A 20,407-nucleotide genomic window follows, 5' to 3' on the forward strand; every position below is an offset into this window, starting at 1 on the left:
TGTGTCAGTCAAGTATTTCTAACCTGACCCACCGCTATCGCGGGCAAGCCCGCTCCCACATTGGTTTGTGTGTGCTCTTCAAGTCACGCCCGCCCCGTTGTATGGTTTTGCCAAACCCTGCCAACGAGGATCCCACCATGTACAAGGACTATCCCGCCGCCTACCAAGTCAGCAAGGGTGCAGCCTTGCAGGTCGACAAGGCGTTTTACGACCGTGTGCGCGAGTGCGGGGCAGGGCGCACCCTGGTCGAGCAGTTCGACGTGCCGATCCGCACCGGTCGCGCCTGGAAGGTGCCGGCCGGCCATGTGTTCCGCGTGACCACCCCGGTCGGGCCGCAGGTCGGCGATTTCAATGTGTGGAATGCCAATGACCCGCGCGAGCGCATGTGGGCTGCGCGCACCCGCCAACTGCAAGGCGCCCATGTCAGCACCTACGACCGCCTGTGGTCGAACCTGCCGTTCCTGCGGCCGATGGTCACCATCACCGATGACAGCCTGGCCGGCTACGGCATCGACGAGCACGGCGGGCGCCTGCACGATCTGCTGGGCACGCGTTGCGATCCCTACGTGAACAAGATGCTCACCGGCGAAGACTTCCATCACCATTGCCATTCCAACCTGACCCGCGCCGTGTTGCCCCATGGCCTGACCGAGTTTGATGTGCACGACGTGTTGAATATCTTCCAGTGCACCGGCCTGAATCACGACGACATGTACTTCATGAAGGCATGCCCGGCCAAACAAGGCGATTACCTGGAGTTCTTTGCCGAGATTGACTTGTTGTGTGCGCTGTCCACCTGCCCGGGCGGTGACCTGTCGCTGCCGATGTGGGGCCCGGATGCCCAGGACCCGCTGACGGTGTGCCGGCCGCTGGGGGTGGAAGTCTACCGGCTCGACGACGGGTTGCTGGAGGGTTGGAAGTCGCCTGAGCGCGCCGCGTACAACGGCAATCACGGCTTGTTGATTCCCAAGGCCGCGTGGGAAAAATAATCGAGTGAGTAAGGAACGCGCTGTTGCTTTATGTGGGAGCGGGCTTGCTCGCGAATGCGGTGTGTCATTCAACACATCCAGCGACTGATCTACCGCTTTCGCGAGCAAGCCCGCTCCCACAGGGTGGGTTTAGAAAATCTAAAGCAGTGGTTAAGAACGTATCGTTTCCACGCCCGTTTTTACCTCCTTAGTATGGCGCTCAAGCAATTTCGCCTGAGGTAAACCGGCCATGCACAGCCCTGATCTGGTGCTCTACACCGACAGCTCGCCCAATGGTTTCAAGATCACCATCGCCCTCGAAGAAATGGGCCTGGCCTACACCCTGCGTCATGTCCAGATCGATCACGACGAGCATCGTCATCCGGATTTTCTGGCGCTCAATCCCCATGGGCGTATTCCGGTACTGGTTGACCGCGGCGCTGGCATCACCCTGTTTGAGTCCGCCGCGATCCTGCTGTACCTGGCGCAAAAGAGCGGGCAACTGTTGCCCCCTGCCGGCCCGGCGCATTGGGCGGCGATTACCTGGTTGATGTTCCACAGTTCAAGCGTGGGGCCGTTGTTGGGCCAGCGCGTGCATTTCGAACTGTTCGATGAGAGCGCCAACGCCACGGCAATCCAGCGTTATCGGCAACTGACCGAAGCGGCCTTTGCCACCCTTGACCAACAATTGGCCGCCAACCCCTGGTTGGCAGGGCAGGCCTATTCCATCGCAGATATCGCGACCTTTGGCTGGATGCACATTGCCCGGGTGATTGCCTTCGATTTCAGTCAGTACCGGCACCTGAGCGCGTGGTATGAGCGGGTCAACCTGCGCCCGGCCGTGCAACGCGGTATCCGCCTGCCTGCCCCTGCCACCGGCCCATGAGTGGCCCATTCCGAGGACCCTGTATGAACTCCACCGCCACCTGTGGCGCCAGCGCGTCGGCCTTTGCCAACCACCCCGGCTACCGGCGCATGTTCGCGCCGGATCAACTGACCCTGGGGATCTTCCTGCCGCTGCGTTTCTATGAGGGCGACATGGCAGTCCTCGCCGGCCAGGCCCAATGGGTCAGCGAGATCGATCGCCTGGGCTTTGCCGCAGTCTGGGTGCGCGACGTGCCCTTGTTCGACCCTTCGTTTGGCGATGCGGGCCAAGTGTTCGATCCGTTTACCTATCTGGGCTACCTGGCCGCCCATAGCCGGCAGATTGCCCTGGTGACCGGCAGTGCAGTGTTCTCGTTGCGTCATCCGATTGACTTGGCCAAGGCCGCCGCGACGATTGATCGATTGTCCGGTGGCAGGCTGGTGATGGGCATCGCCTCGGGCGACCGTACCGTGGAGTTTCCGGCCTATGGCCTGGAGCACGGTGCGCGTGCCGAGCGTTTTGCGCAGTCGGTGGACTACTTCCGGCAATTACTGACGGCCACGGCGCCCACTATTGAGTCACCCCTTGGGCAGTTGAGCGATGCGTACTTGTTGCCCAAGCCGGTAACGGGGCGCATTCCCCTGGTTGTCACCGGGTCGTCGCGCCAGTCGATGCAGTGGCTGGGGGAGCAGGCCGATGGCTGGCTGACCTACCCGGACAGCACCCATAACGTGATGGGGCCAAGGCGCCTGGCGGAAAAAATCCGCGCCTGGCGCGATGGGATTCCAGGGGGTGGCTTCCGCCCGCATATGACCAATGAATGGATCGACCTGGCCGATGACCCGGACTTCCCGCGGACGCCCATGCAAGGTGGCTATGTGCTCAAGACCGGGCGCAAGGGCCTGATCGACCTGCTTGGCGAGTGGCGTGAAGCGGGCGTCAATCATGCCGCCCTCGGGATCCAGATGGCCCAGCGCCCGGTGGCCGAGATCATTGAGGAACTGGCGCAAGAGGTGTTGCCGCTGTTTCCGGCACTGGCTGGCCCCGAACCCCATCTGCAACAGTGGTAGCAGCGGGCGCTGTACAAGCGTCAGGTCCAGACACTAAAATGAGAAGTATTATCATTACCGCTCATTGGACCTGACATGTACGACGACAGTCTCGTCTCGCCCGTCGAACAACTCTATACCCGTCATCACTCCTGGCTGCGCGGCTGGTTGCAGCGTCGCCTGGGGCACAGTGCCGATGCCGAAGACCTGGCGCACGACACCTTCATCCGCGTGTTGCGCACGCAGCAGGATGTGCGTGAGTTGCGCCAGCCCATGGCATTTCTTGCCGCGATCGCCAATGGCTTGCTGATCAACCGCTGGCGCCGCCAGGCCATTGAACGGGCCTACCTCGAGGCACTCGCCGCGCGCCCCGAAGCTGAGGAACCGTCGCCCGAAACGCGTTACCTGATGATCGAAACCCTGCTGCAACTCGACTCGCTGCTGGTGGGCTTGTCGATGCAGGTGCGCAAGATCTTCTTTTTGTCCCAGCTCGATGGCCTGACGTACCCGCAGATCGCTACGCAATTGAGCTTGAGCGTGGCCCAGGTACAGCGGGCGATGGGCAAGGCTTTCAGCGTGTGCTACGCGAGTCGTTTTGAATGACGGGCATTGCGGTTGCACCGAAAATCCGCGAAACGGCCATCGATTGGATCGTCAGGTTTGAGTCCGGAATGATGAGCCCGGCCGATCACCAGGCGTTGCAGCAATGGCGGCTGGCGAGCGCCGAGCACGAATACGCCTGGCAACGCGTCACCAGCTTGCCCCTGACGCTGCAGCCCGGTGCCCACCTGTTGGCGGATGCCACCGCGCGGCGGGCATTGGAATCTGCCGGGGCTGATCCGCTACGGCGCCGGCAGGTGCTCAAGTGCTTGCTGGGGCTGGGGCTGCTGGGTGGCCTGTCGTGGCAGGGCGCCGATTCGACGCTGGTGCGCGCAGCCTTTGCCACGTACCGCACGGCGACCGGTGAGCGCCATCGCTGGACCCTGCCCGATGGCAGTTCACTGTGGCTGAACACCGCCAGTGCCGTCAGCCTGGACTTCAGCGCCTACCTGCGCAGTGTGCAGTTGATCGAGGGCGAGGTGGCGCTGGATGCACAGGTCGAGTCACGCCCGCTGCAACTGGTCACGCCGGATGCGCTACTGAGCAGTCGGGAGGCCAATCTGCTGGTGCGCCACGATCAGCAGGGCACGTGGATTACCGTATTGCGCGGCTGGGTCGACGTGAGTTCGCCGCGCAACCCGTCACCGGTCGCGGTGGCGGCGGGGTGGCAGACTCGGGTGGATCGCCAGGGTGTGGGCGCGCCACGCCAGAGCGATGGGTTTCTGGCCCAGGCCTGGTTGCGCGGGATTCTGCCTGCCGAGCGTATGCGCCTGGATGTGCTGCTCGCCGAACTTTCCCGTTACCGGCCGGGCGTCTTGCGCTGCAGCGAGCAGGTGGCGGGGTTGCGCGTGACCGGGAGCTTCCAGCTGGACGACACCGATGCTGCGCTGGCGTTGGTGGCCCATGCGTTGCCGGTGCGCATCGAGCGTCGTACCCGTTATTGGGTGACTGTGGTGCCGGTCTGAAAATTTTTTTACGTTCCCCCCGCAGTTTTTCAAAGCTCGCTTGGCCTATAGGAATAACCCACCGAGACAGGTGGGCCTTCACCTCTAGGAGCCCTGCATGATTTCTCCCGCAAGTGTCTTGCGCACCCGCACATTGGGTCTGTTGTTACTCAGCCTGCAACCGCTGTACAGCACCGCGGTTTTCGCCCAGGCCGAGCGTCAGCCCTATAGCATCGACGCCGGTCCCTTGGACCAGGCGCTCTCGCGCTTCGGCGTGCAGGCGGGCATCAGCATGGCGGGCAGTTCGACGCTGACGGCGGGCAAGCGCAGCAACGGCCTGCACGGCAACTTCAGCACCGAAGCCGGCCTGGCGCAGCTGCTGGCGGGCACCGGCCTGAGTTTTCAGCGTCAGGCCGATGGCAGCGTTCAATTGCACCCGGCGACCAGCGCGGTGGTGCTGCCGTCGCAGAAAGTCACCGGCGAAGACCTGCAGAAGAAAGCCGTCTACTCCGCGCCACGTTCGTCCGTTTACATCTCCCCGGAAGAAGTGCAGCGCTTTGCCGTGATCTCCCCCGGCGATTTGCTCAAGGGCCAGCCTGGGGTGCAGGTGGGTGACAGCCGCAATGGCGGCGGCCTGGATGTGAATATCCGCGGGGTCCAGGGGCAAAGCCGGGTCGCGGTCACGGTTGATGGTTCGCAACAGGCGCTGGATGTCTATCGCGGTTATGCAGGCACGCAACAACGTAGCTACATCGACCCCGACCTGGTCAGTGACGTGGCCATCGACAAGGGCCCCAGCCTGACCTCCAGCGCCATCGGCGGCACGGTGGCGATCCGTACCCTGGGTGTCGATGACATCCTGCGTGATGGCAAGAATGTTGGCCTGCGCCTCAAGGGCGACGTGTGGAACAACGGCGTGGAACCTGCCTCGCGCAACAGCCACTCGGCCACCGAAAGCCTGTATTCCGAACCGCACCAGCACCGTGGCGGCCTGTTCGGTTCCGATTCGGAGTCGGGCAGTGCGGCGTTTGCCTACACCCACGAGCTGTTCGACGTGGTGGCGGCCTACGCCCATCGCAACCAGGGCAACTACTTCTCCGGCAAGCACGGCCAGGACCGCTACCGCACCTATGACCGCTATGGCCGCGAAAACATGACGGTGGCCACCACCTACAACCCCGGTGAAGAGGTGCTCAACTCCTCGGCAGAGACCGAATCGATCCTGCTCAAGACCACCCTGCGCCCGGCCGACGACCACACCTTCGACTTCGGCTACATCCGTTACGATGGGCGCATAGGCGAGATCATGCCGTCGGACATCTTCCGTTTCGGCACCGGTGGCATCTACCAGTACCCGCGCGGCCGCACCCAGATCGATACCTACACCGCCCGTTATCACTACCTGCCCACGGGCAATATGCTGGTGGACCTGACGACCAACCTATGGATGACCGACGCCCAGACCAGTCAGTTGACCTCGGTGCTGGCGCCCAAATCCCAGGCCTATCGCTCGGACCGCAACTGGACCCGCCAGGCCGATCGGCGCATCGGCGGGGACCTGGCCAATACTTCGCGTTTTGAAACGCAATACGGCGATTTCAAGTTGGACCTGGGGGGCTCGTTCCAGCTCGAGGAGCTGCAGCCGCAAAAGGGCGTGGTCACCACGCAGAACGATATCAACGCCAACCGCAGCCTGCGTGACGGTTCGCGCAAGGAGTTCAGCCTCAACGGTAAGTTGGAGTACCAGCCGATTGAAGAACTGACGTTGTGGGGCGGCGGGCGCTACACCTACTACCGCACCAAGGACCATGTGCCGCACGCCACCGCCCAGCGCGAGGAGCGTGAGTTGCGCTACGTGAATGTGATCAAACCGGGCAGCTACGGCAACATGCTGTGGTTCCCCGACGAAAACGGCCAATACACCGACGCCACCGACCCGCGCCTGAACAACGGGATTGTCTTCAGCGACACCAACAATCCATTCGACGGCCCGCGCTACAACGACTACGGGGGCATTGGCACGCGGGTCTATCCGTCACAGGTGGGCGAGGTGGTCACCGGCTACACCTATTCGGGCAAGCAGAGCGACAGCAAGGGCGCCTTTTCACCGGCCATCGGCATCAACTATGAGATCGCGCCGGATACCTTTATCTACGCCTCCTACACCCAGGGCTTGCGCATGCCCTCGCTGTTCGAAACCAGCCAGGGCACCTTGCAGACCATGCCTGGCAAGGGCCTGAAACCGGAGCGTTCGAGCAACTGGGAAATCGGTGCGAGCACCCTGCAAAAAGGCCTGCTGACGGACAACGACACGGCGGCGATCAAGCTGGCGTACTTCAACAACACCATCAAGAACTACGTGACCCGTTACTACGACCCAAGCCCTGGGCTGATGGGCCTGATGAACTTCAGCAACACCGACAGCTTCAAGACCAGCGGCCTGGAGTTGCAATCGAAATACGACGCCGGCTGGGTATTTGCCGACCTGTCGTCGACCTACTACCTGAAGACCGAAACCTGCGACTCGGCCTTCGCCGCGCGCTTGCGGGCCAGTTCCACCCGCTGGCAGAAGCTTGACGACACCCCCAACTGCACGCCGGGCAGCTTCATGGGCTCGTACACCAACACCCAGAACCCGCCACGGGTCGCCGGCAACCTGACCTCGGGCCTGCGCTTCTTCGAACAGACCCTGACCGTTGGCGGGCGCTTGACCTACACCTCGGGCCCGACCGTCACCGCAGACAAATCCTGGCAGACTGGGGCCACCACCCCGCAACTGGTCTACCGCGAAGTGGCGCTGGTGGATCTGTTCCTCAACTACAAATGGCAGGACCACACCAATCTCAATGTGTCGCTGGATAACCTGACCAATCGTTACTACCTGGACCCGCTCGCCCAGAGCTTCATGCCGGCGCCGGGGCGCACGTTGCGTATGGGGCTGGTGACCAAGTTCTGATGGCGTGGCGCAAATTCTGCGCCCGGCAGAGGTCCTGCGTGGGAGCGGGCTTGCTCGCGAAAGCGCTGTATCAGCAGCGGATGCCCGTCCTGAAACACCGCTCCTACAAGGTTAGAGAATGTTCGTAGGCGGCAGTCATGACGTGCCAGGTGTGGGGGTTGGCCGGGATCAGGTGCTCGATCCGCAATGAGGTAACGGTGATGTCCTGGGGCATGCCGAAGGTGGTGAAAGTGGACATGAAGTCCAGCTGCCCATGCCGCGAATTGATGCGCGTCAGCACCAGTGGCGGCAGTTCATTGGTCAGTGTTGACGAGCCCTGTGGCACCGGCAGGCTTTCCAGCAGCGTGGCCAGGGCCGGGTTGCCCAATGCTTCCCGGGCCGCCCGTTGCCAGGCGAGGTTGCGGATTTCGTCGGCATTGAGCAAATGGTCGCCCAGGCCACCCGGTTGCAGCAGGGTCGTCAACAGGTTCAGGCCTTGTGCCGCGTCGGGCGCCAGGCCCACCAGGTCAAACAGGACCTGGGTGCTGGCGTTGGCGGCGAGTACTTCCCAGTGGCTGCCCAGCACGATGGCCGGTGCTGGGTTGTTGGCCTTCAGCACATGGTTGATGGCCTCCCGAATGGCATCCATCGCCGGCGCAGCCAGCGGCGTAGCCTCATAGCGTGGGGCGTAGCCGGCCGCGAGGAACAGGCTGTTGCAGCGTTCTAGCGGCACGTCGAGAGCCCCGAGCAGGTTGTGCAAGGTGCCAGGGCTGGCCTTGGCCCGGCCGGTTTCGATACAGCTCAAATGGCGCTGGGAAATACCGCTGATCAGCGCCAACTCCAATTGACTCAATTTCGCCTCGCGGCGCAACTGCCGCAGTTGCGTGCCGGCATTGGTATCGGGCGTGGCTCGGGGGAAAGGTGGGCGGCTCATGGGTTGACTCTGGCAGGGCGGGGCGGTTGGCGTCCATGACCTCACAGGTCATTGAGAGGGTGGCGACGTTATCACTAATGTGCGGCTTATTGGGGCCCTCGCTACGGTGAGAGGCTCTTTTGTGGCGAGGGGGCTCGTCCCCCGCTGGGCTGCGAAGCAGCCCCAATAAGCCTTACCGAGATTCATCAGATACACCTAGGTCGCTGGTTTTGGGGCTGCTTCGCAGCCCAGCGGGGGACGAGCCCCCTCGCCACAACTGCTTCACTCACCTTTACCTATCTAGAGGAAGGACCCTATGCACAGACCCTACATCGCCCTTGCCAGCCTGTTGGCGTTTTCCTTGTACACCCTGGGCACCTTGCTCTGGGCCGAGCAGTCTCTGCTGGCGTTCGGCCTGGAGTTGCTATCCAGGCCCGACACCGCCCAGGTGGTGATCGACCTGTACCTGATGGCGGCCCTGGCCTGTGTGTGGATGTACCGTGATGCCCGCACCCGGGGCCGGTCGCTGGCCAGTGTGTTGCCGTACTGGCTGCTGACGGCGGTGTTCGTCTCGGTTGGGCCGCTGCTGTATATCGTGGTCAACGGTTTTGCCAGGGGCCGGCGATGAACAGTCCCCAGCATCTGTTTGCCCTGTGTGTGCTGGTGCTGTTTATCAAGATGCTGGCGATTTCCTGTTACCAGGGTTTTTTCCGCCTCAGGCACCGTGCATTCACCAATCCTGAGGATGCCGGTTTCTTCCAGCGCCCGGCCAATGTCCAGGAGCTGCTGCCGGTCAGCCGGGCGGCGAAAGCCTGGGCCAACGACCTGGAAAACATTCCGCTGTTTTTCGTTCTCGGCGGGCTGTGCCTGGCGCTGGACGCCCCGGCAGTCGCGACGGCCTGGCTGTTTGGCCTGTTCACCGTCGCGCGCGTAATGCATACCCTGATGTACCTGGGTGGCCGCCAGCCCTGGCGCACCCTGGCCTATGGCGTTGGCCTGGCGTGCCTGCTGGGGCTGGCGGGGTTGGTTGGCGCGGCGTTGCTGCCTATTCGATAGGGTATTTGCCGAACGCCGGGTGTTGCTCGGCCCATTGGGCGTGGCGCTGCAAGTTGGGAAAGTCCTCGGCTTTGACCACCGAGGGCACGGCGTACCTTGAAAACGACCAGGCCACCGCGGCGCTCAGCGACGCTAGGTTCAAAGGCTGGCCAGGAGCGTTGGCCAGCAGTTTTTCCAGGCCTCCGTAGGCTGCCAGCAGTTGCCCGGTTACTCGCTCGAGCCACGGCTCATGAAGTTTTTCTGTGGGCCGCAGATTGTGCTCGTAGTAGATCTGTACGCTCTTGTCACAGGCAGCCAAGGCCAGGCCGATCACTTGCAGGTCCCGCGCACGGGCGGCTGCGGGCTGGGGCAGGAGCTTTTTATCGGCCGGCGCCAGGCTTTCGAAATAGTCCAGGATCAGGCTGGAGTCCATCAGCACCGTGCCGTCGTCGAGCACCAGTGTCGGCGCCTTGACCACCGGGTTGATCCTGGCAAATTCAGCGAAGGTGCTGAACACCGACAGCGACTGCTGCTCAAAATCGACCCCGTACAGGTCCAGGGCAATCGCTACGCGGCGCACATAAGGTGAGTCGAGCATGCCAACCAGTTTCATGAAGCCTCCATTCTTGATGGTGTGATTGTTAATTGCGGATTACTTTATAGCGGCCAAAGTCCTTTCAATATCTATATTTTTTACCTTAGAAGGTTAGTCAAGCTTACATGAGTGCTTTTCCGCCCCTGACCTCCCTGCGCAGTTTCGAAGCCACCGCCAGGCTTGGTAGCGTCACCCTGGCGGCCAAGGAGTTGCATGTCACCCATTCGGCCATCAGTCAGCAGATCAAGGTGCTGGAGCAAATCGTCGGCCTCACGCTGTTCGTGCGTGAAGGGCGCGGCTTGCGCATCAGTGAAGATGGCCGGCTGTACGCGTTGCAGATCCGCCAGGCCCTGGGCGATATCGCCGACGCGACGCGCTTGATCCAGGCCCAGCCCAAGCGGGACGAGTTGGTGGTGGCGGTGTTGCCCTCATTTGGACGCTCCTGGCTGCTGCCGCGACTGCCAGCGTTCCAGCGGCTTTACCCGCACATCAGCATTCGCTTGCAAGCCACCCTGGCCATTACCAACTTGCATCAAGAGTCGGTAGACATGGCGATCCGCATGGGCAAGGGCGAATGGGAAGGAGTGGAGCAGAAACTGCTGTTTCATGACGAAGTGGTGGTGGTCGCCGCGCCCCATTTCAACGGCGGGCAATTGCCCCGAACCCCCGAGCAAATCGTGCACAGCCCGATTATCTACAGCAATGAATCCTGGCAGCCGTGGTGCCAGGCCGCTGGCATTGAAATGAGCACCGAACGCAAAGGCCTGTGCAGTAATGACTCCAACCTGGTACTGGAAGCGGTCCGGCTGGGCCAGGGCATCGCCCTGGAGCGGCGTAGCCTGGTGCATGACGCCATTGTGCGCGGGGAGCTGGTGCAACTGTGCGATATCAGCGCGCCGTATGCCTACCCGTATTGGTTGGCCTGGCCACCTCGGGAAAGCTCGGAAAGCAAACAGCGGGTGTTTTCCGAGTGGCTGCATGGGCAAGTGCAGTGCTACATGGCGCAATTGGCGAGCATCGAGCCCTGATTGCAGCGACCACAAAATATCGTGTCACAGGAGCGGTCGCTGCAGTCTGCGACGTTCGGTAGGCGACAGTGCCTGGATCGAGCGTATGGTGGATCGGGCAACCCGTGGATTATCTCTGGAATAGGAGAGGTGACTATGAGCGTTCCCCTGTTGAACAAGATGCATCTCAATGGCTATGACATTGTCCGGGTCAACAGCGGCCCGTGGCGCGTGTGCACCAAGGATGATCGATTGGCTTCCTTTGGCTCCCGTGAGCAGGCAATGGCCTATGCCGCGACGCTACCGGGCTACAAGGTGCGTGCACGACCTTGAGCCTGCCGGCTTGCCCGCGATGGTGTCGGTTCGGGCAGCACTGCTGCGCCACACAGGCCGCCATCGCCGGCAAGCCGGGGCCTACAAATGGGCCGATCTAGACGAAAGGCTGGCCGCTGAACCCACGTGGCAAGCGCTGCAGGCCGGGTAGGGCAGTCAGGCGTTGGGTCCAGGCGCTGCGCCAGTCATTGCTGGCATGGCCCGAGCGGGCCTTGCGTGCCGCGCGGCGCGATGCATTGCGCTGGTTGCGGCGGGCTTCCTTGTAGGCATCGGTGTTGCGGCAGGTACGGCATTTGACCCGGTTCAATTCGACCGTGGATGTGAGGTTATTGCCGTGATGGCCGCAAGCGAGGTGCCCGGCGACCTTGAAGTGAGTGACCATGTCAGCGTCTCCTTCTGTGAGGGTACGCGGCACCGCAAATCTGTTGATGCTCGCGCTCAAGGCCAGGCCGGTTGAGGCTGTGCCCTTATATTTCCGACACCAGGTGCGGGCCTGCGTTCACCGCGCGCCTGGGTGCGTCGAATCTGAACAATTCTCTCGGGCGTTACAGGTCAGCGGCGGATTTGCTGGGGTACAGGCCGGTCGGCAAAACCACGCGTGCTGGCCGATCTTGGCGTTATAGGCAGCAGGGACTATTGTTGGTTGTCTGGCGCACAGCCCATAGGAGGGCGATACCATGAACACCAGTGCTCTACTGGAACAACTGCTACGGGCAGGTCAAGCCTCGATGTCGCAGCAAGGCGGTTCGGCGGCTCCCCAGGGCGGCGCGGGAGGTCTCGGCGGGTTGGGTGGCCTGCTCGGTGGTTTGCTCCGGGGTGGCGGCTCTGCACCCTCTGCGTCTGGTGGTGGCGGCCTGGGCGATCTGCTGGGTGGCCTGGGTGGTATGTTGGGCGCAACCCCGGCGGGCGGTTCGACCCAGGCGCGCAGCGGTGGTACCAACTACGCGGCCCTGGCGTCATTGGGGATGATGGCATTCCAGGCGTATCAAGCCTGGCAGCGCCAGCAGGCTTCGGCACCGCAACAGGCCTTGCAGACGGTTGATCAACTCTCCGGCTCCGACGTCGAGGCCCATAGCCATGCAGTGCTGCGTGCATTGATCGCGGCGGCCAAGGCGGATGGACGGATTGATGAGAAAGAAGAACTGTTGATCTCAACGGAGATCAAGCGCCACACCGACGACCCCGACCTGCGGCAATGGCTCGATGCCCAAGTCGCCAAACCCTTGGATGCGCGGGATTTTGCCGAATATGCCGGTGACCCGGCCGTAGCCGCCGAGGTCTACCTGGCCAGCGTGATGTTGGTGGATGACCAGCAGGACGCCGAGCGCAACTACCTGGATGAACTGGCGGGAGCGCTGGGCATCGAGCCTGAGTTGCAGCTGCACCTCGAACAGCAAGCCAAACCGGCCTGATACCCGATACCCATGTAGACGCTGCCTCGCGCAGCGAAACAGCGTCTACATCAGTCCTTCAGAATCGCAGGGTCGCCCCCGTGGTCAGCCAGCGGTCGCGATCCCCCGTCAGGTTGCGCCCGACCACCAGGTCTACATCCACCTGCTTTCCCAGATGCACCCGCGGCCCAGCCTGCCAGGCCTGGTCGCCGTGCTGCTGGCCGTAGCGCTCCGCCAGCAGCGTCAGAGAGTCCGCCACGCGATATTCCAGGCCGGTGCCCCAGGTCAGCCGCTGGTTTTGTTCGCCATCGTCATAGGCGTGGCTCCAGCCGGCATTGAGGTTCAGGCGCAGTGTCTCAAACGCTTGCCAGGTCAGCGGTACGCCCAGGTCTGCGCCGTCGAATGGGTGCCGACGGTCCACAGCGATATGCGCCGCTGCCGCCCAGGCGATCTCCACGCCCGCATCCTGCCAGGCCCACAGAGACCCCTTGAGTTGCGGGCTGAGTTGGCTCAGCCCAGGCTCATCCTCGATGGCGGCACCCCATTGCAGATTAGGCAGCGCCCCCGATGTACAGGCTGCGGAGAGGGTGGTGCGCTGTGTTGAACGGGTGTAGCCAGCGTCGACATTGCATTCGCCCGGGGCGTTGATCGCGCCATCGTCCACCACGTAGCTACCGCCTGCGGCAAAGGCCTTGGACAGCAGGCCCACGGCCAGGGTGGCGCCGATAAAGATCAGGTTGCGGCGCAGCGCCCGTTGCCGCGACGCCGGCAGCCAGGTGAAGGCCGAAAAGAGGGAGTGTTTGTGCATGGGCTCATGCTCCAATTGAACGAGTTGTCTGTAGTGATTGGGCGTGGCGAGCGTTTTTTTGTGGCAGATGGGCTTGGTGTGGCGAGCGGGCTTGCCCCGCGCTGGGCTGCGAAGCAGCCCCAAAACCTGCCACCTTGGGCTATCTGATAGAACTCAGTGACTCTATTAGGGCTGCTTCGCAGCCCAGCGCGGGGCAAGCCCGCTCGCCACACCAAGCCCATCTGCCACAAAAAATAGCCGCCACATCCAGCCCGCTTAGCGCCGCAAACTCAGTACCACTGCTTGAACCGGCGGATGTAGAGGGTCTTCATCAGTTGCGCCACGCAGCAGTAGGCCAGCAGGGTGCCGACCAGCCATGGGAAGTACGCCCAAGGCAACGGTTGCAGACCCACGAGGGTGCCCAGGGGTGAGAAGGGCACATAGATCCCCAGCGCGATCACCAGGCTGGTCATCAGCAACACCGGCCAGGCCGCCGTGCTCTGGAAGAACGGGATCTTGCGGGTGCGCAGCATGTGCACCACCAGGGTCTGGGAGAGCAGCCCTTCGACGAACCAGCCGGACTGGAACAGGGTCTGCATTTCTACGCTGTTGGCCGAGAACACGTACCACATCAGGGCAAAGGTGGTGATGTCGAAGATCGACGAGGTCGGCCCGATCCAGATCATGAAGCGCCCGATATTCTGCGCGTCCCACTTGCGTGGCTTGGCCAGGTACTCCTTGTCCATCTTGTCCCACGGCAGGGCCAACTGGGAGATGTCGTACATCAGGTTTTGCAGGAGCAGGTGGATCGCCAGCATCGGCATGAAGGGAATGAACGCACTGGCCACCAGCACCGAGAACACGTTGCCGAAGTTGGAACTGGCCGTCATGTTCAGGTACTTCATGATATTGCCGAAGGTCTCGCGGCCTTTAAGCACACCTTCCTCGAGGACCATCAGGCTCTTTTCCAGGAGGATGATATCGGCCGATTCCTTGGCAATATCGGTTGCGCTGTCTACCGAGATACCGACGTCGGCATCGCGCAGGGCTGGCGCATCATTGATCCCGTCGCCGAGGAACCCCACGGTGTGACCGTTGGCCTGCAAGGCCTTGAGCACCCGGGACTTTTGCAGCGGGGTCAGCTTGGCGAACACCGTGCGTTGTTCGACCTGCTGCTTGAGGGTGGCATCGTCCATGGCCTCGATGTCCACGCCCAGCAGCGGCTCGCCGGGCTCCAGGCCGACCTGGCGGCAGATGGTGCGGGTGACCACGGCGTTATCGCCGGTCAGCACTTTGACGGCGACACCGATCTCTTGCAGCGCGGCAATGGCCGGGCCGGCGGTTTCTTTTGGCGGATCGAGGAACGTCAGGAAGCCGTGGATCACCAGGTTGCGTTCATCGGCCGGGGTATATTGCTGGCGCGCCAGGGCCTTGGGGATGTTGCGGGTGGCGACCACCAGCACCCGGAAGCCGTCCTCGTTGAACTCGCTGGCGGTGTGTAGCAATTCCTGGCGACGCCGCTCATCCAGGGCCACGGCGCTGGCGCCTTCCATCACATGGGTGGCGATATCGAGCATTTCTTCCACGGCCCCCTTGCACACCAACAGGTGATCGCCGTGGGCGTCCTTGACCACAATCGACAGGCGGCGACGGACAAAGTCGAAGGGCAGTTCATCGACCTTGCTGTAGGCAAACGGCACCTGGAACTTGGGGTTGTGCTGGGAGAACGCCAACACCGCCTGGTCCATCAGGTTCTTCATGCCGCTTTGGTGGTGGCTGTTGAGCCAGGCCAGGGACAGCACCTGGTCGTCCCGCTGGCCGAAGGCGTTGACGTGGTGCTCGAGGATGATTTTGTCCTGGGTCAGGGTGCCGGTCTTGTCGGTGCACAGCACGTCCATCGAACCGAAGTTCTGGATCGCATTCAGGCGCTTGACCACCACTTTGCGCTTGGCCATGGCGTTTGCGCCCTTGGCCAGGTTGGCGCTGACGATCATCGGCAGCATTTCCGGGGTCAGGCCCACGGCCACCGCCAAGGCAAACAGGAAGGCGTCGCCCCAGTCGCCCTTGGAAAACCCATTGAGGAAAAACACGATGGGTACCATCACCAGCATGAAGCGGATCAACAGCCAACTGACGCTGTTCACCCCACGGTCGAAGGCGGTCTGGACCCGGGAGCCGACGATGGCCTTGGCCAGCGAGCCAAAATAGGTGCGTGGCCCCGTCGCAACCACCACCGCCTGGGCGCGGCCGCTGACAACGTTGGTACCCATGAAGCAAATATTGGGCAGGTCCAGCAGGTTGCTCTGGTCCGTGGCGCTCGGGGTGGCGGACTTTTGCGTGACATCGCCCAGGGTGTCGTACTTCTCCACTGGCAGGGCTTCACCGGTCAGCACGGCCTGGCTGATAAACAGGTCGCGGGACTCGATCAGGCGGATATCGGCCGGGATCATGTCGCCGGCCGACAACTGCACGATATCCCCGGCCACCAGGTCGCGCATCGGCACTTCGCGCAGGGTGGGTTTGGCGCCGACCTGCTCACGGCGTAGCACCGTGGCAGTGGTGCGCACCATGGCCTTGAGGGCTTCGGCGGATTTGGCCGAACGGTGTTCCTGCCAGAAGCGCAGCAGGCTGCTCAGGGCGACCATGGTCATGATGATGATGACCTTGGTCAGGTCCACTTCTTCACCGGCGCGCAGCGGCAGCCAGTAGTCGGTGACAAAACTGATCACCGCGAGGGTCAGCAGCACGTAGATGAAGGGGTTGTTCAGGGCCTGGAGGAACTGCACCACCGCATGGGGCGGCTTGTCGTGGGCCACCTCGTTATAGCCTTCGCGTTGCAGACGGGCGTTGGCGTCCAGTTCGGTCAGGCCGTCTTTGGTTGCCCGGACGTTGGCCAGGGTGGCCGCCAGGCCGTTTTGCGCTTCGCGGGCGGCGCGCATCGACAGTTTGCTGGCATTGGCGGTGTTGTTGTCTGGACGTTGTTTAGTGTTTACGGCGCTCATGGTTTTTACTCCTGTCGACATACCCGTTACTTGCCTGGCAGGCGAGCGCAAGTATGCCGATTCGCAATGTTTGCGATCAGTTCCAATAACTTTAAAGAGGCGAGTTAATTAACGGGCGCGCAGAAAACTACGGCTGGCTTAGTTCGCAAGGAACGCCAGTTAATTAATTAACCAATAATCAGGAAGTTGCTGTTTCCAGTCGGCTTATGCCGCGCGGGCGCTGAGCATCAGGCGCGCTTGGGCAAGCAGGCTGGAAACGCTCCGTCTCTGCGGATCTTGAGGGTCGGCGTGGTCCCATTGCTGAACCAGGTGGCCGGTGGTGGGGCACAGGCGCCAGTGCGCCTGCAGGTGTGCCTGGCTGATACGCGGGGAAGGGCAGGCAAAGGCCGTGCGCACTGGGGAAACACCCACGAAAGTACGGCACAGCTTGGCACGCAGGGCTGAGGCCAGCGTGCGTACATCAGGTAGAACAAGGGTTTGGAAATTCATAACACACCTCGGGACCGGACTGGCGCCGGCGCAAGGCAGTTACGTTGGAGCATCAAGCTCTAGCGCAGCTTACCCGGCCTTGAAGGCGAGTCCCGTCATTACACTGGGTTTGGCGCCCGACCCCCGCATTCGCAGGTGAAGGACAGCAACTAGATACTGTGTCCATTGGCTTCTTTTGTGAGGTTGAAAAAAGGCCCGAGTTGCAGGCACGGGCAATCTACTCAGGCAGGCAGTGGATGTCAATCAATAATCAACCTGTTTGTGGGTCGTTCAGACTTCATTCAGATTGGTGTTATTCAATATATAAGTTCAAAGGCTGTAGGCGGCCAATAACGCCAGATAGATCAATACCAACCCACAGGCGCCATGACTGATTCGTTGCCAAGTTGGCGAGGCGTTCTTTCGCAAGACATTCACCAACCCTGCGATCAAAAAGCACGACAGGATCGAGGCCAGCATAAAACCTGCGAAGAACATCAAGGTCTGGCCGTGGCTCGGGGTGGCGCCAACGATGCCTGACAGGGCACTGCCCAAGGCACCCCAGTACACGATGTTCTTCGGGTTGGCCAAAGAGATGGCGGCCCCGACCATCAGCGCATTGCGCCTGCTGCTGGCCGGGGCGCTGTCGGGTTGCGGCAGGCGCCAGGCATCCAGCAGGCTGCGCAGGCCGAGCCAGGCCAGGTAAAGCGCGCAAACAGCCGTCAACGGTACGCGCACCGCCTCGTGCTGGATCAACAGGGCCATGCCGGTGAGGCCGATCACCGCCCACGTCGCGTCGCCCACCAGCGAGCCTATCTGCACCAGCAGCGCTGGCGTGAACCCATGCAACAGGCCCCGGCGTAGCGTCTCTGCGAGCACGGCGCCGGGGGACAGGCAAAACACAAAGCCAAATACCAGCGCAGAAAAAAAGATCGTCAACATCACCACCCCCAAAATTAACCGGTAACTCTTGTAGGAGCCGGCAAGCCGGCTCCTACAGGTCAGTTTGAGGGCGGGGCAGGTGTGCTGTCTTGGACCGGATTGCGCTTTGATAGCGGCCAGGGGTAATGCCATAGGCCGCACGGAAGTGCCGATTGAGATGGCTCTGGTCGGCAAAACCCAGGTCATGGGCAACCTCGGCGGCGCCCAGGCCACTGCGCAACAAGCCTTGTGCGCGGCGGGTGCGTAGTTGCATGGCCCATTGGCGGGGGCTCAGGCCGGTTTCTTTCTGGAAGGTGCGCAAGACGTGGAATTTGGACAGGCCCAACTCGTCGCCCAAGGCCTCCAGGGCCACGCCCTGATGCAACTGCGCGGCGAGCAGTTCCTGGGCCTGGGCGACTAGCTTTGACCCCGCACTGGCACCTGCCGGCAGGCGCACACCACTGAGCCTGACCACCTCGGCCAGCAGCAACACCAGCGCCTCTTCGTTGAGCCCGCGTACCAGCGGGTCGACGCTTAATGCCCCCTTGGCGGCCTGCGCCAGTTGCGCCGCCAAAGCGGGAGCAAAACACAGCGCGCGGTCGAACTCCAGGTGCGCCAGCCCGAGGTCGCTGGCCAGGCGGTCGGCACCGGCGTACAGGCTGACAAAGTGCCAGGGCGCGCCCTGGGCCGCGCCGCCACCCTGGATCTGGCCGGGGTTGTACAGGGTGATACTGCCGGGCCCGGCCTCAAAGGTGCGGCGGTCCAGCCAGACCTGTTCCTCACCGATCAGGTTGACGCCAATCACGCACTCGTCGTGGCTATGGCGGGCAAACGTCAGGCCGCTACAGGTGGTGCTGCTGATTTCGTAGTGGCCCAGCCAGGCGTGGTGCGAGGAACTCATCGGGTGGGCTCGGTGGCGGCAAGTGGCCAAAGCATACCTTTTTAGACACTCAGTCGCAGGGCCAGCGCGGCCAGGGTGATCAGCAGCACCGGCAGGGTCAGCACGATACCCACCTTGAAGTAATAGCCCCAGGTGATGCGGATGCCCTTGCGCGCCAGAATATGCAGCCAGAGCAGGGTCGCCAGGCTGCCGATAGGCGTGATTTTCGGGCCCAGGTCGCTGCCGATCACATTGGCGTAGATCATCGCTTCCTTGACCACGCCCACGGCATGGCTGGCTTCGATGGACAGCGCACCGATCAGCACGGTCGGCAGGTTGTTCATCACCGAAGACAGCAGCGCCGTCAGCAACCCGGTGCCCAGCGCCGCGCCCCACACGCCGTAATCGGCGAAGGTGTTGAGCCAGGTGGCCAGGTAAGTGGTCAGGCCGGCGTTGCGCAGGCCGTACACCACCAGGTACATCCCGAGGGAGAAAATCACGATCTGCCAGGGGGCTTCCTTGAGCACCTTGCGCGTGGATATCTTGTGGCCTTTGGCGGCGATCACCAGCAGCAACAAAGCGCAGGCGGCCGAGATGGCACTGATGGGAATGCCCAGCGGTTCCAGGGCAAAACAGCCGACGAGTAGAATGCCCAGCACCCACCAGGCGGCGTGGAAAGTCGCCGGGTCATGAATGGCGCTGGCCGGTTCGGGCAGGTCGGCGGGGTCATAACTTTGCGGGATATCACGGCGGAAGAACCACAGCAGCACCGCCAGGGTCGCGGCGACACTGACCAGGTTGACCGGCACCATGATCGCCGCATATTCGTTGAAACCAATCTTGAAGTAGTCTGCCGAGACGATGTTCACCAGGTTGGACACCACCAGCGGCAGGCTGGCGGTGTCGGCGATAAACCCTGCGCCCATCACGAACGCCAGGGTCGCCGCGGGTGAGAAGCGCAGCGCCAGGAGCATCGACATGACAATCGGCGTGAGGATCAGGGCCGCACCGTCATTGGCGAACAACGCCGAGACCAGCGCGCCCAGCAGCACCATGTAAGCGAACAGCCGCCGGCCTCGACCACGGCCCCAGCGTGCGACGTGCAACGCGGCCCAGGCGAAAAAACCGGCCTCGTCGAGGATCAGGCTGATGATAATCAGGGCGACGAAGGTACCGGTGGCATTCCAGATGATCTGCCACACCACCGGGATGTCTGCCAGGCTGATCACGCCACAGGCCAGGGCGAGGATCGCCCCCATTGACGCACTCCAGCCTACCCCAAGGCCTTTGGGTTGCCAGATGACCAGCACAATGGTGAACAGGAAGATGGCGACGGCAGCAAGCATCAAGGACATTCTCCGCGGGGTGGGGATTCGACATTTGATTGACCTGTGACAAGGTACTGGGATTGCGTGGCAAGTGCTTGAAATTAAAATGAAACACAACTGTCCTAAAGTGCCCGCCATTGGTGATAAAGGAAGTAACTGTGTGACCCGTGCCACTCGTAACCTGCGCAAGACCCTCGATTCTGTCGCGGACAACAACGAAACCGCGGCTTTCGACTTGATGCGCGCGGTCGAAAAACTCAGCGATGAAGTGCTGCGTCAGCGCCTGCTCAACACCATCCACCGCCTTAACCAGGATGCCCACGAATTGCGGGAGGCCAGGGATGCGGTGGAGCGGGTGTCGGTCAAGCTGGCCTGATAATGGCACG

At 62.3% G+C, this 20,407-nt stretch carries 21 protein-coding genes; 12 read left to right on the forward strand and 9 right to left on the reverse strand.

Annotated features, from left to right (window positions below; all coding sequences use genetic code 11):
* The first annotated feature begins 137 nt into the window (after positions 1–137).
* The 6 genes from GDV60_RS12095 to GDV60_RS12120 all read left to right on the forward strand — a co-directional run bounded on the left by GDV60_RS12095 (position 138) and on the right by GDV60_RS12120 (position 7,382).
* Positions 138–989, forward strand: coding sequence for a DUF1989 domain-containing protein (locus GDV60_RS12095; RefSeq protein ID WP_070996318.1), 852 nt, complete (start codon positions 138–140; stop codon positions 987–989).
* 229 nt (positions 990–1,218) lie between these two features.
* Positions 1,219–1,854, forward strand: a complete 636-nt coding sequence (locus GDV60_RS12100; RefSeq protein ID WP_104912218.1) for a glutathione S-transferase family protein — start codon at positions 1,219–1,221, stop codon at positions 1,852–1,854.
* Positions 1,855–1,877: 23 nt separating this feature from the next.
* Complete coding sequence (locus tag GDV60_RS12105) at positions 1,878–2,903, forward strand: LLM class oxidoreductase (RefSeq protein ID WP_159907335.1); 1,026 nt, start codon at positions 1,878–1,880, stop codon at positions 2,901–2,903.
* 75 nt (positions 2,904–2,978) lie between these two features.
* Entirely contained in the window at positions 2,979–3,485 is a 507-nt protein-coding gene (locus tag GDV60_RS12110) for a sigma-70 family RNA polymerase sigma factor (RefSeq protein ID WP_070996315.1), read from the forward strand.
* A complete protein-coding gene (locus GDV60_RS12115) occupies positions 3,482–4,447 on the forward strand; it encodes a FecR domain-containing protein (RefSeq protein ID WP_159907337.1) in 966 nt (321 codons plus the stop codon). Before GDV60_RS12110 ends, GDV60_RS12115 begins: the two co-directional genes overlap by 4 nt.
* Before the next feature lie 97 nt (positions 4,448–4,544).
* Positions 4,545–7,382, forward strand: a complete 2,838-nt coding sequence (locus tag GDV60_RS12120; protein WP_159907339.1) for a TonB-dependent receptor — start codon at positions 4,545–4,547, stop codon at positions 7,380–7,382.
* A 103-nt stretch (positions 7,383–7,485) separates the two neighbouring features.
* Here GDV60_RS12120 and GDV60_RS12125 read toward each other — a convergent pair whose 3' ends face one another.
* Positions 7,486–8,295 carry a helix-turn-helix domain-containing protein gene (locus GDV60_RS12125; RefSeq protein ID WP_159907341.1) on the reverse strand — a complete coding sequence of 270 codons (810 nt, stop codon included), beginning with the start codon at positions 8,293–8,295 and terminating at the stop codon, positions 7,486–7,488.
* Positions 8,296–8,590: 295 nt separating this feature from the next.
* Here GDV60_RS12125 and GDV60_RS12130 point away from each other — a divergent pair, with 295 nt between their 5' ends.
* Together GDV60_RS12130 and GDV60_RS12135 are read left to right on the forward strand one after the other, a co-directional pair.
* Positions 8,591–8,902, forward strand: coding sequence for a DUF2834 domain-containing protein (locus GDV60_RS12130; RefSeq protein WP_159907343.1), 312 nt, complete (start codon positions 8,591–8,593; stop codon positions 8,900–8,902).
* Positions 8,899–9,330, forward strand: a complete 432-nt coding sequence (locus tag GDV60_RS12135; RefSeq protein ID WP_159907345.1) for an MAPEG family protein — start codon at positions 8,899–8,901, stop codon at positions 9,328–9,330. Before GDV60_RS12130 ends, GDV60_RS12135 begins: the two co-directional genes overlap by 4 nt.
* Here GDV60_RS12135 and GDV60_RS12140 read toward each other — a convergent pair.
* Complete coding sequence (locus GDV60_RS12140; RefSeq protein WP_159907347.1) at positions 9,320–9,922, reverse strand: glutathione S-transferase family protein; 603 nt, start codon at positions 9,920–9,922, stop codon at positions 9,320–9,322. The two genes, GDV60_RS12135 and GDV60_RS12140, sit on opposite strands and share 11 nt — an antisense overlap.
* 107 nt (positions 9,923–10,029) lie before the next feature.
* Here GDV60_RS12140 and GDV60_RS12145 point away from each other — a divergent pair, with 107 nt between their 5' ends.
* Entirely contained in the window at positions 10,030–10,932 is a 903-nt protein-coding gene (locus GDV60_RS12145) for a LysR substrate-binding domain-containing protein (RefSeq protein ID WP_159907349.1), read from the forward strand.
* Positions 10,933–11,067: 135 nt separating this feature from the next.
* Entirely contained in the window at positions 11,068–11,244 is a 177-nt protein-coding gene (locus GDV60_RS12150; RefSeq protein WP_081041758.1) for a DUF2188 domain-containing protein, read from the forward strand.
* A gap of 97 nt (positions 11,245–11,341) precedes the next feature.
* On the opposite strand, the gene GDV60_RS12155 is transcribed toward GDV60_RS12150, so the two are convergent.
* Complete coding sequence (locus GDV60_RS12155; RefSeq protein WP_159907351.1) at positions 11,342–11,626, reverse strand: hypothetical protein; 285 nt, start codon at positions 11,624–11,626, stop codon at positions 11,342–11,344.
* Between the two features lie 295 nt (positions 11,627–11,921).
* Here GDV60_RS12155 and GDV60_RS12160 point away from each other — a divergent pair, with 295 nt between their 5' ends.
* Complete coding sequence (locus GDV60_RS12160; RefSeq protein WP_159907353.1) at positions 11,922–12,656, forward strand: tellurite resistance TerB family protein; 735 nt, start codon at positions 11,922–11,924, stop codon at positions 12,654–12,656.
* Positions 12,657–12,714: 58 nt separating this feature from the next.
* On the opposite strand, the gene GDV60_RS12165 is transcribed toward GDV60_RS12160, so the two are convergent.
* From GDV60_RS12165 to GDV60_RS12190, 6 genes are all read right to left on the reverse strand, one after another.
* Complete coding sequence (locus GDV60_RS12165; RefSeq protein WP_159907355.1) at positions 12,715–13,443, reverse strand: hypothetical protein; 729 nt, start codon at positions 13,441–13,443, stop codon at positions 12,715–12,717.
* 269 nt (positions 13,444–13,712) lie between these two features.
* Positions 13,713–16,424 carry a magnesium-translocating P-type ATPase gene (gene mgtA, locus GDV60_RS12170; RefSeq protein ID WP_159907357.1) on the reverse strand — a complete coding sequence of 904 codons (2,712 nt, stop codon included), beginning with the start codon at positions 16,422–16,424 and terminating at the stop codon, positions 13,713–13,715.
* A 204-nt stretch (positions 16,425–16,628) separates the two neighbouring features.
* On the reverse strand, positions 16,629–16,913 hold the full coding sequence (locus GDV60_RS12175; protein WP_159907359.1) for a hypothetical protein: 285 nt from the start codon (positions 16,911–16,913) through the stop codon (positions 16,629–16,631).
* A 309-nt stretch (positions 16,914–17,222) separates the two neighbouring features.
* Positions 17,223–17,834 carry a LysE family translocator gene (locus tag GDV60_RS12180; RefSeq protein ID WP_159907361.1) on the reverse strand — a complete coding sequence of 204 codons (612 nt, stop codon included), beginning with the start codon at positions 17,832–17,834 and terminating at the stop codon, positions 17,223–17,225.
* Positions 17,835–17,886: 52 nt separating this feature from the next.
* Complete coding sequence (locus GDV60_RS12185; RefSeq protein WP_070996303.1) at positions 17,887–18,714, reverse strand: AraC family transcriptional regulator; 828 nt, start codon at positions 18,712–18,714, stop codon at positions 17,887–17,889.
* Positions 18,715–18,755: 41 nt separating this feature from the next.
* Positions 18,756–20,039 carry an arsenic transporter gene (locus GDV60_RS12190; protein ID WP_070996302.1) on the reverse strand — a complete coding sequence of 428 codons (1,284 nt, stop codon included), beginning with the start codon at positions 20,037–20,039 and terminating at the stop codon, positions 18,756–18,758.
* Between the two features lie 142 nt (positions 20,040–20,181).
* Between GDV60_RS12190 and GDV60_RS12195 the strand changes: the two genes are divergently transcribed.
* Positions 20,182–20,397, forward strand: coding sequence for a hypothetical protein (locus GDV60_RS12195; protein ID WP_003212603.1), 216 nt, complete (start codon positions 20,182–20,184; stop codon positions 20,395–20,397).
* Positions 20,398–20,407 lie beyond the last annotated feature (10 nt).

The sequence above is a fragment of the Pseudomonas sp. DTU12.1 genome, from assembly GCF_009873475.1.
GTDB classification, from domain to species: Bacteria; Pseudomonadota; Gammaproteobacteria; order Pseudomonadales; family Pseudomonadaceae; genus Aquipseudomonas; species Aquipseudomonas proteolytica.